The sequence below is a fragment of the Streptomyces sp. NPDC040589 genome (assembly GCF_055594445.1).
In genome coordinates, this window is sequence record NZ_JBVIWP010000004.1 from 14,270 (window position 1) to 29,303 (window position 15,034).

At 70.0% G+C, this 15,034-nt stretch carries 13 protein-coding genes; 7 read left to right on the plus strand and 6 right to left on the minus strand.

The genetic code is table 11. The annotated features are described in order from the left end of the window. Positions 1 to 61 precede the first annotated feature (61 nt). Entirely contained in the window at positions 62 to 481 is a 420-nt protein-coding gene (locus ACZ58V_RS17930) for a TOBE domain-containing protein (RefSeq protein WP_471290736.1), read from the minus strand. Positions 482 to 684: 203 nt separating this feature from the next. On the opposite strand from ACZ58V_RS17930, the gene ACZ58V_RS17935 reads away from it, so the two are divergent. After that, the gene (locus tag ACZ58V_RS17935) at positions 685 to 1,299 is read left to right on the plus strand and encodes a DUF1707 SHOCT-like domain-containing protein (RefSeq protein ID WP_471290738.1); all 615 of its coding nucleotides are present in this window, start codon (positions 685 to 687) and stop codon (positions 1,297 to 1,299) included. 6 nt (positions 1,300 to 1,305) lie between these two features. Here the strand turns inward: ACZ58V_RS17935 and ACZ58V_RS17940 are convergent, their stop codons facing one another. Further along, positions 1,306 to 3,285 (minus strand): APC family permease, encoded by a 1,980-nt coding sequence (locus tag ACZ58V_RS17940; RefSeq protein ID WP_468188332.1) that lies wholly within the window; start codon positions 3,283 to 3,285, stop codon positions 1,306 to 1,308. A 443-nt stretch (positions 3,286 to 3,728) separates the two neighbouring features. Between ACZ58V_RS17940 and ACZ58V_RS17945 the strand changes: the two genes are divergently transcribed. The 4 genes from ACZ58V_RS17945 to ACZ58V_RS17960 are packed head-to-tail and all read left to right on the plus strand — an operon-like array spanning position 3,729 to position 7,976. Continuing rightward, a complete protein-coding gene (locus tag ACZ58V_RS17945; RefSeq protein WP_468189536.1) occupies positions 3,729 to 5,021 on the plus strand; it encodes an extracellular solute-binding protein in 1,293 nt (430 codons plus the stop codon). Positions 5,022 to 5,027: 6 nt separating this feature from the next. Next, entirely contained in the window at positions 5,028 to 6,026 is a 999-nt protein-coding gene (locus ACZ58V_RS17950) for a carbohydrate ABC transporter permease (protein ID WP_468188334.1), read from the plus strand. Next, positions 6,023 to 6,856, plus strand: a complete 834-nt coding sequence (locus ACZ58V_RS17955) for a carbohydrate ABC transporter permease (protein ID WP_468188336.1) — start codon at positions 6,023 to 6,025, stop codon at positions 6,854 to 6,856. The genes ACZ58V_RS17950 and ACZ58V_RS17955 overlap by 4 nt, the downstream gene beginning before the upstream one ends. 55 nt (positions 6,857 to 6,911) lie before the next feature. Further along, positions 6,912 to 7,976 (plus strand): endo-1,4-beta-xylanase, encoded by a 1,065-nt coding sequence (locus ACZ58V_RS17960; RefSeq protein WP_468188338.1) that lies wholly within the window; start codon positions 6,912 to 6,914, stop codon positions 7,974 to 7,976. Positions 7,977 to 8,574: 598 nt separating this feature from the next. Here the strand turns inward: ACZ58V_RS17960 and ACZ58V_RS17965 are convergent. The 3 genes from ACZ58V_RS17965 to ACZ58V_RS17975 all read right to left on the minus strand — a co-directional run bounded on the left by ACZ58V_RS17965 (position 8,575) and on the right by ACZ58V_RS17975 (position 10,996). Then, the gene (locus ACZ58V_RS17965) at positions 8,575 to 9,606 is read right to left on the minus strand and encodes a LacI family DNA-binding transcriptional regulator (protein WP_468188340.1); all 1,032 of its coding nucleotides are present in this window, start codon (positions 9,604 to 9,606) and stop codon (positions 8,575 to 8,577) included. 211 nt (positions 9,607 to 9,817) lie between these two features. Further along, positions 9,818 to 10,024, minus strand: coding sequence for a DUF5999 family protein (locus ACZ58V_RS17970; protein WP_193482070.1), 207 nt, complete (start codon positions 10,022 to 10,024; stop codon positions 9,818 to 9,820). A 387-nt stretch (positions 10,025 to 10,411) separates the two neighbouring features. Beyond that, a complete protein-coding gene (locus ACZ58V_RS17975) occupies positions 10,412 to 10,996 on the minus strand; it encodes a hypothetical protein (RefSeq protein WP_468188342.1) in 585 nt (194 codons plus the stop codon). A 562-nt stretch (positions 10,997 to 11,558) separates the two neighbouring features. Here ACZ58V_RS17975 and ACZ58V_RS17980 point away from each other — a divergent pair. After that, the gene (locus ACZ58V_RS17980) at positions 11,559 to 13,076 is read left to right on the plus strand and encodes a glutamate-cysteine ligase family protein (protein ID WP_468188344.1); all 1,518 of its coding nucleotides are present in this window, start codon (positions 11,559 to 11,561) and stop codon (positions 13,074 to 13,076) included. Between the two features lie 110 nt (positions 13,077 to 13,186). Continuing rightward, positions 13,187 to 13,990 carry a CPBP family intramembrane glutamic endopeptidase gene (locus ACZ58V_RS17985; RefSeq protein ID WP_468189538.1) on the plus strand — a complete coding sequence of 268 codons (804 nt, stop codon included), beginning with the start codon at positions 13,187 to 13,189 and terminating at the stop codon, positions 13,988 to 13,990. 62 nt (positions 13,991 to 14,052) lie between these two features. Here ACZ58V_RS17985 and ACZ58V_RS17990 read toward each other — a convergent pair whose 3' ends face one another. Further along, positions 14,053 to 14,871 (minus strand): PhzF family phenazine biosynthesis protein, encoded by an 819-nt coding sequence (locus tag ACZ58V_RS17990; RefSeq protein WP_471290743.1) that lies wholly within the window; start codon positions 14,869 to 14,871, stop codon positions 14,053 to 14,055. Between the last annotated feature and the right edge of the window lie 163 nt (positions 14,872 to 15,034).

Genomic DNA, 15,034 nt, shown 5'->3' on the forward strand with positions numbered 1-15,034 from the left:
CCGGCCGGTCAGAGGGAGGGGCTCCGCTGATGCGGGGCCCCTCCCTCTTGCGCTCCTGCTGTCATGCGACGGCTAGTGACACCTCGGTCGACTTGATCAGGGCGACGACGGGGGTTCCGGCCGACAGACGGAGATCGTCCGCGGCGTCCTTGGTGATCGCCGCGGTCAGTTCGCCGCCCTCGACGGTGATCCGGACGGAGGCCATCGCGTCGCCGGCCGCGATGCCCGTGACCGTGCCGGGGAGCCGGTTGCGGATGGACAGGCCCTCGACGGGGGCGGTGGCCACCGCGACCTCTGTCGACTTCACCAGGGCGCGCACGGCGGTGCCCGGTGTGAGACCGAGGTCGTCGGCGGCCTCGCGGGTGATCGCGGCGGTGAGGTCCTGGCCGCCGGTGAGGCGAACCCTGACCGTCGCCATGGCCTCGCCCGGTGTGACGGCGGTGACGGTGCCGGGGAGCTGGTTGCGGATGCTCAGGCTCATGGGTGCACGGTAGCCCGGTGAGGCCCTTATGCCGTGTATGCGTGTGTCTGCTTCGCCTTGATCGCCTAGGGCTGCGTGCCGGGCGCGACAGGGGCGGGGGAGGGGAACCGCGAATGTGGGGTTGGCGACCGGTGTGACGCGATATAGCGTTAGTTGGCGAGTGGGTGGGTCGGGTGCCGTGCCCGGAGAGGTCGGGGGCTGTGATGGCGGGAGAGTTCTCGCGTGCCGGTGGATCGCCCGAGGTGAGGGCCTCGCATGCGGGCCGGGACCGGGTGGTGGAGGTGCTGCGCGTCGCCGCGGGCGACGGGCGGCTGACCATGGAGGAGCTCGACGAGCGGCTGGAGGCCGCGCTGTCCGCCCGTACGGTCGGCGAGCTGGCCGTGCTCACGACGGATCTGCCCGAGGTGGTGGGCGAGACCCCCGTCGAGGTCGAGGACGTCGTCCGGATCGAGCAGCAGGGGGCCTCGACCCGGCGCGGCGATGCCTGGGTGGTGCCGCGGCGCCTGGAGATCCGTTCCTCGTTCGGCGAGGTGACGCTCGACTTCACCGACGCGGTGATCACCCAGGACACGCTCCACATCGACCTGGAGATGGGCGGCGGCGCCCTGAAACTGGTGACCCCGCCGGGCGTCGTGGTGGACACCGGCTCCCTGGTGCTGAACTACTCCAAGGTCAAGGCGCGCCGGGCGGGAGCGGCGGCCGAGGCGCCTGTCGTTTTGCGGGTGCGGATCACCGGCGAGATCAGCTTCGGGCAGGTCGTGGTGCGCCGGCCCCGGAGAGGGCTCGGCCGGCGGACAGCGAGGAAACCCGCCGGCTGAGGCCGGTCAGCCGACGTGCACCCGCGGCCGCCGCTTCCGGTCGCGTTCCGCCTCGCGCAGGACCTCGCGGGTCACCGGGGCGACCTCGCCCTGGCCGAACAGGAAGAAGCGCAAGAGGTTGGTGAAGGGTCCGCCCTCGGTCCACTCGAAGTAGATGTGCGGGGTGCAGCCGGTCAGGTCGCGGGCGTGCAGGAGCAGGGCGGCCAGCGCGTTGGGGACGGAGGAGGACTCCAGGGTCAGAACGCGGTAGCGGCCGTGGAGCACCTCGCCGCGTACGGTCAGGCTCGCCTCGAACTCCGACGGGTCGGTGACCGTCACCTCGACGAAGACGAAGTCCTCCTGCCCGGGCACGTCGTTGTCCTGCCGGATCTGCTCGATCTTGTCCCGGTACTCCGCGATGTCGCGCCGGTCGGGCTCGTTGGCGATGAACCGCATCCTGCGGCTGGCCATGTCCCGGACGAAGCGCTCCGCCATGCCGTCCAGCGACACGCTGGTCACGCGCAGTTCGAACGCCCGGGCCAGCCGCGACAGCAGGGAGACGAGGATGATCCCGGCGATGAAACAGGCACCGATCTTCACGCCGTCCGGGCGCTCGATGACGTTGAGCACGGTCGTGTAGAGGAACACGGCGGAGATGACCGCGAAGCCGATGGTCCAGTTCCGCTGCCGGGCCTTGCGGGCGGCGATGGTCACCGCGATCGCGGCGGAGCTGATGAGGACCAGCACACCGGTGGCGTAGGCGCCGCCCTGCGCGTTGACGTCGGCGTCGAAGATCCAGGTGACCAGGAAGGCGATCAGGGTGAAGACGATGACCATCGGGCGCACGGCGCGGGCCCAGTGCGGGGCCATGCCGTAGCGGGGGAGGTAGCGCGGCATCAGGTTGAGCAGGCCGGCCATCGCGGAGGCGCCGGCGAACCACAGGATGGCGATCGTGGAGACGTCGTAGACGGTGCCGAAGGCGTTGCCCAGGTAGTCGTGCGCCAGATAGGCCAGTGCGCGTCCGTTGGCCTGGCCGCCCGCCTCGAACTCCTTCTCGGGGATGAGGAGGGTGGTGATGAAGCTGGTGGTGATCAGGAAGACGCTCATGATGAGAGCGGCCGTGGTGAGCAGCTTCTTCGTGTCCCGGATACGGCCCTTCGGATTCTCCTCCGTGTCGCCGTCGTCGCCCTTGACATGAGGCATCACGGCGACGCCGGTCTCGAATCCGGACAGGCCGAGGGCCAGCTTCGGGAAGACCAGCAGGGCGACGCCGATCATGACGAATATGTTGCTGTGCTGCGTGGTGAGGGCGCTGGACCAGTCGGTGACCACATGACCGGCGGTGGCCACGTGGTAAAGCCCGACGGCCACCACGACCGCGTTCAGCGCGAGGTAGGCGCCCACCAGGGCGACGGCGACGCCGATGGCCTCCAGGAAGCCCTTGAGGAACACCGCGCCGAGCAGCGCGACCAGGATCAGCGTGATCAGCAGCTGCTTGTCGTGCAGGGCGCTGTTCAGGTGCGGGTTCTCCACCAGGTGGGTGGAGGCGTCGGCGGCCGACAGGGTGATGGTGATCAGGAAGTCGGTGGCGGCGAAGCCGAGCAGGGTGAGGACGAACAGCTTGCCCTGCCAGAAGGAGAGCAGCCGCTCCAGCATCGCGATCGAGCCCTCGCCGTGCGGGCTCTCCTCGGCCACCCGGCGGTAGACCGGCAGGGCGCCCGCCAGCGTGACGATCACCAGCACGATCGTCGCGATCGGGGAGAGCAGTCCGGCGGCGAGGGCCGCGATCCCGGGCTGGTAGCCGAGTGTGGAGAAGTAGTCGACGCCGGTCAGGCACATCACCCGCCACCAGGGCTGGCCCTTGTGCGGGGGCTCCGGTTCGGCGTGGGGTCCGGTGTGGCCGCCGCCCTTGCCCATGTCGGACAGGCCCTCCAGCATCCAGGCACGCAGGCGACTGGGCGGGGTGGGCTCCGTACGGCTCGGTGGCAGGTGCTCAGTGGTGGCCATCGAAGGTGCTCCCGGGAGGCGGCGCAGGGTATTTCCGGCCATCACTGGACGGCCCGCTCAGCGTAAGCGGAGCGTGATGTCGTGGCCCGAGGATGAGAGGGCTGAGCGCGTCAAGCTTCCGTTAAGACTCGGCGTCGGGTGCCTGCGGTCGGGATGCCGGGGTGTGAAACGCGAGCTGAGGGCGGTTGGGGTGGCGGCCGGGCGGCCCGTCCGTGCGCCAGTGCGGTGTCCGCGGCCGGCCCGTGTCTGAACACCCTGTGTGATCGCAGGCGGGTGGGCTCCGTAAGGTTCGTTCAGTATTCCGAATGTTTCGTCGCCTCAAACACTCTTGCATCGGGGTGAGATTCACCGTGCGCGAGGGGTTGTCACCCTTTGGCGGCTGTCTCTAGGGTGCGGCAACGACGCAGCTTTCTGGAGTTCATCCGAAACTTTCGAGGAGCATGATGGGCGACCCGGCACTGTCCCGCCGCGGCTTTCTGGCGGCCTCCGCCGCGGCCGGTCTGGGGATGACGGCACTGACCGCCTGCGGCGGGGACTCGGACGGAGGGTCGTCGGGGACGACCACGATCGAGTGGTGGAACATCTCCACCACCGAACCGACCAAGGGTGTCTGGGCTGCGCTCGCCCGCAAGTTCGAGGCGCAGAACCCCAAGGTCAAGATAAAGATCGTCCAGTTGGAGAACGACGGCTTCAAGTCGAAGATGACGGCCCTGACCTCCTCCGGGAAGCTGCCCGACATCTTCCACACCTGGGGCGGCGGAGTCCTGAAGCAGCAGGTCGACGCCGGACTCGTCGAGGACCTCACGGACAGCACCAAGCCGTGGGGCGACGCCCTGCTCCCGGTCGCCAGAGAGCCGTACCTGCTCGACGACAAGGTCTACGGCATCCCGTTCGACATCGGCATGATCGGCTTCTGGTACAACAAGGCCCTCTTCGAGAAGGCCGGTATCAGCGCGCCCCCGACCACGTGGACCGGCTTCCTCGACGCCGTACGGAAGCTGAAGTCCGCCAAGGTCACGCCCCTTGCCCTGGCCGGCAAGGAGAAGTGGCCCGGCATGTACTACTGGGCCTACCTCGCGATGCGCACCGCCGGCGCCGACGCGCTGCAGAAGGCCTACGACGACAAGGACTTCACCGGCGCCCCCTTCGTCGAGGCGGGAGCGCACCTCGACGAACTCGTCGGCCTCCAGCCGTTCCAGAAGGGCTACCTCGGCGCCGCCTACTCCACGCCCACCGGCCAGGCCGCCACCGTCGGCAACGGCAAGGCCGCCATGGAGCTTATGGGGCAGTGGGCCCCCGTGGTGCAGGCCGACTCGGGCAAGGGTCTCGGCAAGGACCTCGGCTTCTTCCCGTTCCCCGCGGTCGAGGGCGGCAAGGGCGCCCTCACCGAGGTGTTCGGCGGAGGCGGCGGGCACGCCCTGCGCCGGGGCGCCCCACAGGCGGCCCTCGATTTCCTGAAGTTCTTCGCGTCCGAGGCCACCGACCTGGAACTGGTCAAGAAGACCGGCGTCCTCCCTGTGGTCCCGGCGGCCGAGAGCGCCATCGCCGACCCCAACATCAAGGCCGTACAGGAGCAGCTGAAGAAGGCCACCGGCTTCCAGCTCTACCTCGACCAGGCCTACGCGCCCGCCGTCGGCCAAGAGGTCAACGACAGCGTCGCCGCGCTCATCGCCGGTTCCAAGTCCCCCGAGCAGGTCGCCCAGTCGATCACCAGGACCGCGAAGGAAGAGCAGTAGCCGACGATGACCTCCACGTTCCTGCCGGACAAACGGACCGGCGCCGACATCGGCCTGCCGCCCCCGGCCGCGGACCGGGCCCGGAGCCGGGCCCGGCGACGCGCGCTGAACTGGCTGACCGCGACCGGCTTCCAGCTGCCCGCCCTGGTGCTGTTCGTGGGGCTCGTGCTGCTGCCGATGCTGTTCGCCCTGTACGCCGCGTTCTTCCGCTGGGGCGGCTTCGGCATGCCCTCCGACTACATCGGCGGCGAGAACTTCACCCGGCTCTTCCAGGACGAGGTCTTCCTGGGCGACCTGTGGCGCTGTCTGGTCCTCGTGGTGCTGTCGCTCGTCCTGCAGCTGCCGTTCGCGCTCGCCATGGCCGTCCTGCTCAACCAGCGCATGCGCGGCCGGGCGGTGTACCGGATGCTGTTCTTCGCCCCGTACGTCCTGTCCGAGGCGATCACCGGTGTCCTGTTCGGCATGATCTTCGCCCCGGACGACGGCTTCGCCGACCAACTTCTGGGCAGGATCGGGCTGGAGGGACTCGGCGGGGAGTGGTTCGCCGACCCGTCCACGGTCATGGCGACCCTGTTCCTGGTCATGACCTGGAAGTACTTCGGCTTCCACATGATGCTGTACCTGGCCGGACTCCAGGCCGTCCCCAGGGAGCTGACCGAGGCGGCGCTCATCGACGGGGCCGGTCCCTGGCAGCGCTTCCGCAGCGTGACGCTGCCGCTGCTCGCGCCCACCCTGCGCATCAGCGTCTTCCTGTCGGTCATCGGGTCCATCCAGCTCTTCGACCTGGTGTGGGTGACCACCGCGGGCGGTCCCGACCATCACTCCGAGACCATGGCCGTGACCATGTTCCAGTACGGCTTCAAGCGCTACCAGGTCGGCTACGCCAGCGCGATCAGCGTGGCCATGTTCGGCATCAGCCTCGTCTTCGCCCTCGCCTACCAGCGGTTCGTGCTCCGGCGTGATCTGGAGGGGGCCACCACGACCATGCGGGGTGACGGAAAATGACATCTCGTCAGAAGAGCGGCCGGAGCCTTCCGCTGCACCTCGTCCTGATCGCCGTCGGCGCGTTCATGGCCGTTCCCCTGCTCTACGCCGCCCTCTCCGGCTTCAAGTCCACCGACGAGCTGTCCCGCAATCCGGTCGGTCTGCCCGAGTCGTGGGTGACCTCCAACTACACCCAGATCCTCGGCTCGGGGGACTTCTGGCGGCTGATCGGCAACAGCACGCTGATCGCGGTCGGAACGACCGTCCTGGTCGTCGCGGTCTCGGCCCTGTCGGCCTTCTCCTTCGCGCGGTTCGCCTTCCGCGGCCGGGAGGTGCTGTTCACGCTGTTCACGATGGGGCTGATGTTCCCGTTCGCGGTGGCGGCCCTGCCGCTGTTCCTGCTGCTGCGCTCCCTGGGCCTGCTGGACAATCCCCTCGGTGTGATCCTCCCGCAGGCGGCCTTCGGACTGCCGATGACCATCATCATCCTGCGGGGCTTCTTCCGGCAGATCCCCGGTGAGCTGGAGGAGGCGGCCACGCTCGACGGGTGCAGCTCGTTCGGCTTCTTCTGGCGGGTGCTGCTGCCCATGGCGCGGCCCGCGCTCGGCACGGTCTCGGTGCTGGCCGTCGTCACCAGCTGGAACAACTTCTTCTTGCCGCTGCTGGTGTTCACCGACGCGCAGTGGTGGACGCTGCCGATCGGCGTGCAGCAGTTCCAGGGGCAGTACTCCGCGGAGTACGCCAAGGTCTTCGCCTATCTGGTGCTGGCCATGGTCCCCGCACTCGCCTTCTACTCGGTCGCCGAGCGGCAGCTCGTCGGCGGCCTCACCGCGGGCGCCACGAAGGGCTGACGCGCGCCGCGGACGTACGGCTCACCCATCCGTTTCGACGTTGAGGAGTCGCACCATGCGCAGGACCGCCAAACGGCTCAGACTCGCCGGGGCGCTGGCCGCCGTGCTGGTGGCCGGATCCATCGCCACCGGCCCGGCGGCACAGGCCGGCGAGGAGCACGGCAAGGAACCCACCCTCGCGGACCTCGCCCAGCGGCACGGCCGCTACTTCGGGAGCGCGACCGACAATCCCGAGCTCGTCGACGCGCCGTACAAGGCCCTGCTCGGCAGCGAGTTCGACCAGATCACGCCCGGCAACGGCATGAAGTGGTACGCCACCGAGCCGCAGCAGGGCGTGTTCGACTTCTCCAAGGGCGACGAGATCGTGAACCTCGCCCGTGCCAACCGGCAGAAGGTGCGCGGCCACACCCTGGTCTGGCACAGCCAGTTGCCCGAGTGGCTCACGGGGCGGGAGTGGACGGCGCCGGAGCTGAGGGCCGTGCTGAAGAAGCATGTCCAGGCGGAGGTGCGGCACTACCGGGGCAAGGTGTTCGCCTGGGACGTCGTCAACGAGGCGTTCAACGAGGACGGTACGTACCGGGAGTCGGTCTTCTACAAGACGCTCGGGCCCGGATACATCGCTGACGCGCTGCGCTGGGCGCATCAGGCCGATCCGCGCGTGAAGCTGTATCTCAACGACTACAACATCGAGGGGATCGGCCCGAAGAGCGACGCGTACTACAAGCTGGCCAAGGAGCTGAAGGCCAAGGGCGTCCCGCTGCACGGCATCGGCCTCCAGGCCCACCTCGCCCTCCAGTACGGCTATCCCACCACCCTGGAGGACAACCTCCGCCGCTTCTCCCGGCTCGGCCTCGACACCTCGCTCACCGAGGTCGACGTACGGATGATCCTGCCGGCGACGGAGGAGAAGCTGGCCCAGCAGGCCGAGTGGTACCGGGACCTGACCGAGGCGTGCCTGGCGGTACGCCGGTGCGTCGGCGTCACCCTCTGGGACTACACGGACAAGTACTCCTGGATCCCGGCGTTCTTCCCGGGCCAGGGCGCGGCCCTTCCGTGGGACGAACAGCTCAAGCCGAAGCCGGCGTACTTCGCGCTGCGTGAGGCGCTTGGGGGGAGGTAGCGGGGGTGGGTGGCGCCCTGCTGGTGGGGGATCGGCGGGGCGCCATTCGGGATGGGGCGGGGTGGGGCGGCTGTGTTCGGTCGCGCGCTGCGTGGGGCTCGCGGTCTGGGACGGCCGTGCGTGGAGGGGCTCGGGCTGGAACGGCCGTGCGCCGTGGGCAGGGACTCGGCGGGGGCGGCTTTGCGGGCTTCGGCATGCCCGGCATGCCAGGTCGGCGGGCTGCGTCAGCGGTCGGGGCACAACGGCGCCTGGCCGAAGGGGGCCCGGTGTCGCCTCGGCGGGGCAGCCCGCGGCAGTCGTGCGGGACGCAGCGCCCCCGTCGGTTCCGGCCGCGCTCCCGCGTCGGTCGGCGCGGTGTTGTGGGGGACTCGCGGTCGGGGGGCCGGTGCCGCTGTCCGGTTGGTGCGGGGGTGGGGTGTTCGAAGGGGCTAGGCGGGGGGTGCCGTCTTGTTGGCGGCAGGCCTTGCTCGTGGGCGGTCAGGCTCGCCCCGCCGGGAGGGACTGGAGCGGCTTGGCCGGCGGGTGGCCGGGCCGGATCCCGGTCCGGCACGTCGGAGGCACGGCGGTGCCCTTCGGCCGGTGTCGGGCCCGGCCCGGGTCAGGACTGGCCCGGAGGCATCGTGCTGGCGCGGATCACCAGGTCCGTTCCGAGTTCCACCCGTGGGGAGTCCGGCTGTTCGTCGCGGGTCAGGCGGAGGGCCGTGCGGGCGGCCAGTTTGCCCATGTCGGCGAGGGGCTGGCGGATCGTGGTCAGTGGGGGAGCCGACCAGCGGACTTCCGGAAGGTCGTCGAAACCGACCACGCTCATGTCCTGCGGCACCCGCAGCCCGCGCCGCCGCAGTGCCTCGATCGCGCCGAGTGCCATCTGGTCGCTGGCCGCGAACACGGCGGTCGGCGGCTCGGGCAGGTCGAGCAGGGTGTTGCAGGCGGTGAAGCCGGACTCGGGGCGGAAGTCGCCGGGGACGACGAGGGACGTGTCCATCGCGACACCGGCGCCGTCGAGGGCCGCTCGGTAGCCGTCCAGCCGGGCCCGGGAGCACAGCAGGCGCGGTGGGCCGGCGATCAGGCCGATCCGGCGGTGGCCGAGGGACAGCAGATGCTCGGTGGCCGCCATGCCGCCCGACCAGTTCGCGGCGCCGATCGTGGGCGCGTCCAGGGCGGGGGAGCCCGCCGGGTCGACGACGACCAGCGGGACGCCGAGGATCCGCAGTTCCTCGTGGAGCATCGGCTCCAGGGCCGACGTGACGAGGATGACGCCGTCGGACGCACGGGCCCGGAGGTTGCGCATCCACTCGCGGGCGTCGCCCGAGCGCCCGTGGATGGCCGACACCACCGTGCCGACCCCGGCCGCGTGCGCGACCTCCTCGACCCCGCGGATGATCTCCACGGCCCAGGGACTGTCGAGGTCGTTGAAGACCAGGTCGAGCAGGGCCGCACGGGTCCCCGGGGCCGCGGGGCGCTTGCGGTAGCCGTGCCGGCGCAGCAGTTCCTCGACCCGGGCCCGGGTCTGCGGCGACACGTCGGACCGGCCGTTGACGACCCGGGACACGGTCGGCACGGACACGCCGGCCTGCCGGGCGATCTCCGTGATCGTGACCTTGCCCTCGGCGTCGGCCTCACGTGCTGCCACTTGCCCCACCTCCGTCGACGGGTGACCGCGAAACTTCCAGGAGTCTTCCGGAAAGCGGGCATCCGTGGGAAGGCGTACGAGCCAGGAACGGGAAGTCGCCGCGGGTGACGGGGAGTGACGACCTCCGGACATGCGTCGGGGCCGGTTCGCAGGGTGTCCTGCGGCCGGCCCCTCATGTCTGCGGGCGGGACGTCACCCCGCCCGGCGGCCCTCAGGCAGCCGTCATGACCTGGCTGCCGGCCAGTGGACGGTGCGGGGCGATGACCCGGCCGTCCGGCAGAAGCTCACCGGTGTCCTCGAAGAGCACCACGCCGTTGCACAGCAGGCTCCACCCCTGTTCCGGGTGGTGCGCCACGAGACGGGCGGACTCCCGGTCGGCGGATTCGGCTGACGAGCATGGTGTCTGGTGCTGGCACATGGGTGGGATCTTTCGCTCTGTCGTGATGGATGAGGTGACTGAGTTGTCTGAGTCGGTCGTCGTGTCTGTTCCGCGGCTAGAAGTGTCGTTCATGGCCGCCCCCCGTGATAAGTCGTCGGAACCCAGTGTTGCCCCACGGGCGTCATTCCGCAGGGATTTCGCGGCACCGCTTCTCACAGATTCAGGACGCGTCACCCGCGCGGACGGTTCATCCCAACTGGGCTGTCACTTCGGGTGGTTCGCAGTGGCCGGATAGGGCTAGTCAGGTTGGGCCGGGAGTCTTTTCGGCTCGTACGAGCTATTAGGTGCTCGTACGAGCGATAAAAAGCCCGCACCCCGTCGCCGGGAATTCGGCGACGGGGTGCGGAAGGCTTCACGCGTGGCGTTTCAGGCGGGTGAGCCGAGCAGTCGCGTGGGAGTCGCCCGGTTGGTCAGCACCGGGAGGAGTTCGTCGACGCGGTGCGGGCGATGTGCCGCGATGCCGGGAGGCGCGGGCGCCAGTGGGACGAGCAGGTCGGTGGCGGCGGGGTGGCCGGTGGCACCGTCCGCGGCGCAGTCCTCGTGCAGCCAGAGCGTCAGCATGTACAGGCTGGGCACCGACAGCAGGCGGGGCTGGTACGGCTGCGGCATCGTCTCGGCCTGGCGCAGGGCACGCTCGGTGGAGGTGATGTACGGGCCTTCGAAGAAGTGGGAGAAGGCCCAGCCGTCGGGGGTCAGCATGGTCTCCGCCGCGGCCACGGCACGCTCGCCGCAGCGGATCAGGAAGCGCCACCCGGCCAGCCGGGTGGCCGATACCCCCTCGGCCGTGACCCGGTCGAGAACGTGGACGGGCAGCGGAAGCTCGGCTGCGACGGGTCCCTGGGCGCGGAGCAGGGAGGGAGTTCGGGCCTCCCGGACCGCGGTCGGCGAGGAGAGCGCAGTCAGGACGGAACGGAGTGCGGGCGCGGGAGCCGGGGGGACATGCAGCGGCATGGTGGGTCGCCTCTCATTCAAAGGCACGGTGGCACGAGGGCGGGGGCGGACGGCGCTGTCTGCTCACGAGGGTCGACAGAGGCAGGGCCGGGTCTCATGAGCGAGAGGGGGGTGGGGTCCGCCGATCACCGACTCGACGGCAGGACCCATCGACCGTGGGCGCCAAGCTTCTGCCTTGTCGCGGAGTTTATACGACACGGGATCAGACTGGGTTTCGCCTAGCCGTTTCCGGTGAGTAGAACAAGGGTACATTCGGTCGGCGATACGCGAGAATTATCCCGATTCCAGGCGGGGGTGTGAGGTGATGACCTCGGCGAATGTCCGCGAACCGGTCGGCCCATTCTCGTCGGCGTTTTTCACGAGTTCGCGGACACCGAGTGGACACCGAAACCCGTCCGGTGCGACATGCCGAGCGAATGTGCCACTGGTCACACGCGACCAGCGTAGCGGTCGGCGGACCCGTCCGGGACGTTATCGATCGCTTTCGCTGGGCATCCTCCACCTGACCGTGACCCCGGCGGCCGGATCTTGAGGCCCGCATCATCCGAGGAGGGACGCTTCGATGGGGGAGAAGGTCGTGGCAGGGCGGTTCGACCTGTCCGATCGCCAGCGCTACCGCGACAAGCTCCGTCGGTGTCTGACGGGCTTGGAGCGGCTCCTGGCGGAGAAGCGGTTCGATCGCCCGAAGAATCTCATGGGGCTGGAGATCGAATTGAATCTCGCGGGCACCGACGGCATGCCGAAAATGTTGAATGCGCAAGTCCTGGAACGTATCGCGAGTCGGGACTTCCAAACAGAACTCGCCATGTTCAACCTGGAAGTGAACATTCCTCCACACCGCCTGGGTGGCCGGGTATTCGACCGGCTCGGGGAGGAACTCCGTACGTCACTGGCATATGCCGACCGAAAAGCAGGGGAAGTCGACGCGGGAATCGTGATGATCGGCATTCTGCCGACCCTGGACCGGGACGACCTGGTGTCGTCGAACCTCTCCGACGTCGACCGCTACACCCTCCTCAACGACCAGATCGTGGCCGCCCGAGGTGAGGAGTTCACCCTCGACATCGCCGGCGTGGAGCACCTCACCTGCACCTCGAAGTCCATCGCGCCGGAAGCCGCCTGCACCTCCGTGCAACTGCACCTCCAGGTCACGCCGGGCCGGTTCGCCGATGTGTGGAACGCGGCCCAGGCGGTCGCCGCCGCACAGATCGCCGTCGGCGCCAACTCGCCCTTCCTGTTCGGCCGCGAGCTGTGGCGCGAGTCGAGGCCCCCGCTGTTCCAGCAGTCCACCGACACCCGCCCGCCCGAACTCCAGGCCCAGGGCGTCCGGCCGCGCACCTGGTTCGGCGAGCGCTGGGTCACCTCGGCGTACGACCTCTTCGAGGAGAACCTCCGCTACTACCCGGCCCTGCTGCCGATCTGCGACGACGAGGACCCGCTCGAGGTGCTCGACCGAGGCGGCATCCCCTCGCTCGCCGAGCTCGTCCTGCACAACGGCACGATCTACCGCTGGAACCGCCCGGTCTACGGCATCGCCGACGGTGTCCCCCACCTGCGCGTGGAGAACCGCGTCCTGCCCGCCGGGCCCACCGTCACCGACGTCGTCGCCAACGCGGCGTTCTTCTACGGCGTCGTCCGCGCCCTCGCCGAGGAGCCCCGGCCGGTGTGGACCCGGCTGCCGTTCGAGGCGGCCGCCGCCAACTTCGACGCCGCCTGCAAGGACGGCATCGACGCCCGCTTCACCTGGCCCCGGCGCGGCCGGTACGGCGGCACCACGCAGGTCGACGCGGTGAGCCTCGTACGGGACGAACTGCTGCCGCTCGCCGAGGCCGGGCTGGACGCGTGGGGTGTAGAGCCGGCCGACCGCGACCTGTACCTGGGCGTGATCGAGGAACGGTGCCGGCGCCGGGTGAACGGGGCGAGCTGGCAGGCCGCGACCTTCCACAAGGCGCTGGACGCGGGCCACACCCGGGAGGCCGCGCTGGCCGCCACCACCCGGCGCTACCGCGAGCTGATGCACCAGGGGGATCCGGTACACACCTGGCCGGTGGGCCTGCCGGAGCCGGTGCCGCTGGGCTGACGCGCCGCCGGGGTGACATCCTGCTGCCTTCATACTGATCCGACAGATCGTTTCCGGCGGATCGCTTTCCGGCGGATCGTTTCCGGCAGGTCGGTGAGGTGGAGGCAGGAGTGCAGGCGGAGGCGGGCCCGGTGGCGGACGATTCCATTCCCCAGCAGCGGCTCTCGCGGCGGATGCTGCGCAACGAGACCCTGCTCGTGCTGGCGCTCTCGCTAGGGGCGAGCGGAGTCTCCGCCCTGATCAGCTTCATCGGCTCGGTCACCAAGCCCGGCGGGCTCAAGGACCAGGCGGCCACGATGAACGCCTCGGCCGCTCCCGGCCGTCCCTGGCTCGACCTCGCCTGGCAGCTCTTCGGGATCACCACGGCGCTCGTGCCCGTCGCGCTCGTCGCGCACTTCCTGCTGCGCGAGGGCGCGAGTCTGCGCACCATCGGCTTCGACCGCACCCGCCCCTGGCCCGACCTCGGCCGCGGCGCGGCGATCGCGGCCGTCATCGGCAGCACCGGCATCGCCTTCTACCTCGCGGCCCGCGGCCTCGGCTTCAACCTCACCGTGGTGCCGGAGGCGCTGCCCGGCGTCTGGTGGAAGTACCCGGTGCTGATCCTCTCCGCGATCCAGAACGCGGTGCTGGAGGAAGTGATCGTCGTCGGCTATCTGCTGCGCCGCCTCGGGCAACTGGGCTGGACCCCGACGGCCGCGCTGGTCGGCAGCTCGGTGCTGCGCGGCTCGTACCACCTCTACCAGGGCATCGGCGGCTTCATCGGAAACCTGGCCATGGGCGTCGTCTTCGTCTACCTGTACCGCCGCTGGGGCCGTGTCGGCCCCCTCGTGGTGGCCCACTCGCTGCTCGACATAGGGGCGTTCGTCGGGTACGCGCTGCTGGCGGGCAAGGTCGGGTGGCTCCCGACGGCGTGAAGGACCGGCGGACGGGCGTACGACGGTGTCGTACGCCCCTCGTTTCATACCACCCTGTCGTCTCAGGCCAGCAGCTCGCCCTCGATGACGGTGACCGCCCTGCCCGTCAGCAGGGTGCGCTCGCCGCGCAGTTCCGTGCGGACGCGGCCGGAGCGGCGTGAGGCCTGGAGGCCCGTGAGGCCCGGGCGGCCCAGACGCTCGGACCAGAACGGGGCGAGCGCGGTGTGGGCGCTGCCGGTCACCGGGTCCTCGTCGATGCCGACGTTCGGGAAGAAGCAGCGCGAGACGAAGTCGTAGCCCTCGGCCGGGTCTTCCGCGCGCGCCGTGGCGATGACGCCGCGCTCGGAGTGGGTGGCGAGGGCCTTGAGGTCGGGGCCGAGGCCGTGCACCGTCTTCTCGTCGGCGAGCTCGACGAGCAGATCGCCGACGTTCGGGCCGGTGTCGAGGACCGTCAGAGGCTCGGCTCCCAGGGCCTCGGCGAGGCCGCGGGGCGGGTCGACCCGGGTGAGCGGAGCCGTCGGGAAGTCCATGGTGACGGAGCCGTCGTCGGCGGGCGTGGCGACGAGGACGCCACTGCGGGTCGCGAACCGCACCGGCCCCTCGTGGGCGCCGGTGGTGTGCAGGACATGGGCGGTGGCGAGGGTCGCGTGGCCGCACATCGCGACCTCGGCGGCCGGCGTGAACCAGCGCAGCGCCCAGTCGGCCTCGCCGCCCTCGGGGAGGGGATGGGCGAAGGCCGTCTCGGCGTGGTTGACCTCCAGGGCGATGTTCTGCAGCCGGCTGTCGTCCGGGAAGGCGTCCGCGTCGTTCAGGAGCATGACCCCGGCCGGGTTGCCGGTGAAGGGACGGTCGGTGAAGGCATCGACGATTCGAATCCGCATGCCCCGACGCTAGAGGCCCGTCGAGGCCGTGGGCCAAGGCCAATTCACGAGTCCTGGCCCGTTTCACGGCCTGGTCGGCCGGCTCGGCCCGCACCGGCTCGCTCGGGGTGGCTCCGCTTGACCTTGCCACAGTGACAAGGTCTTCACTGTGGCCGAGGAGGTG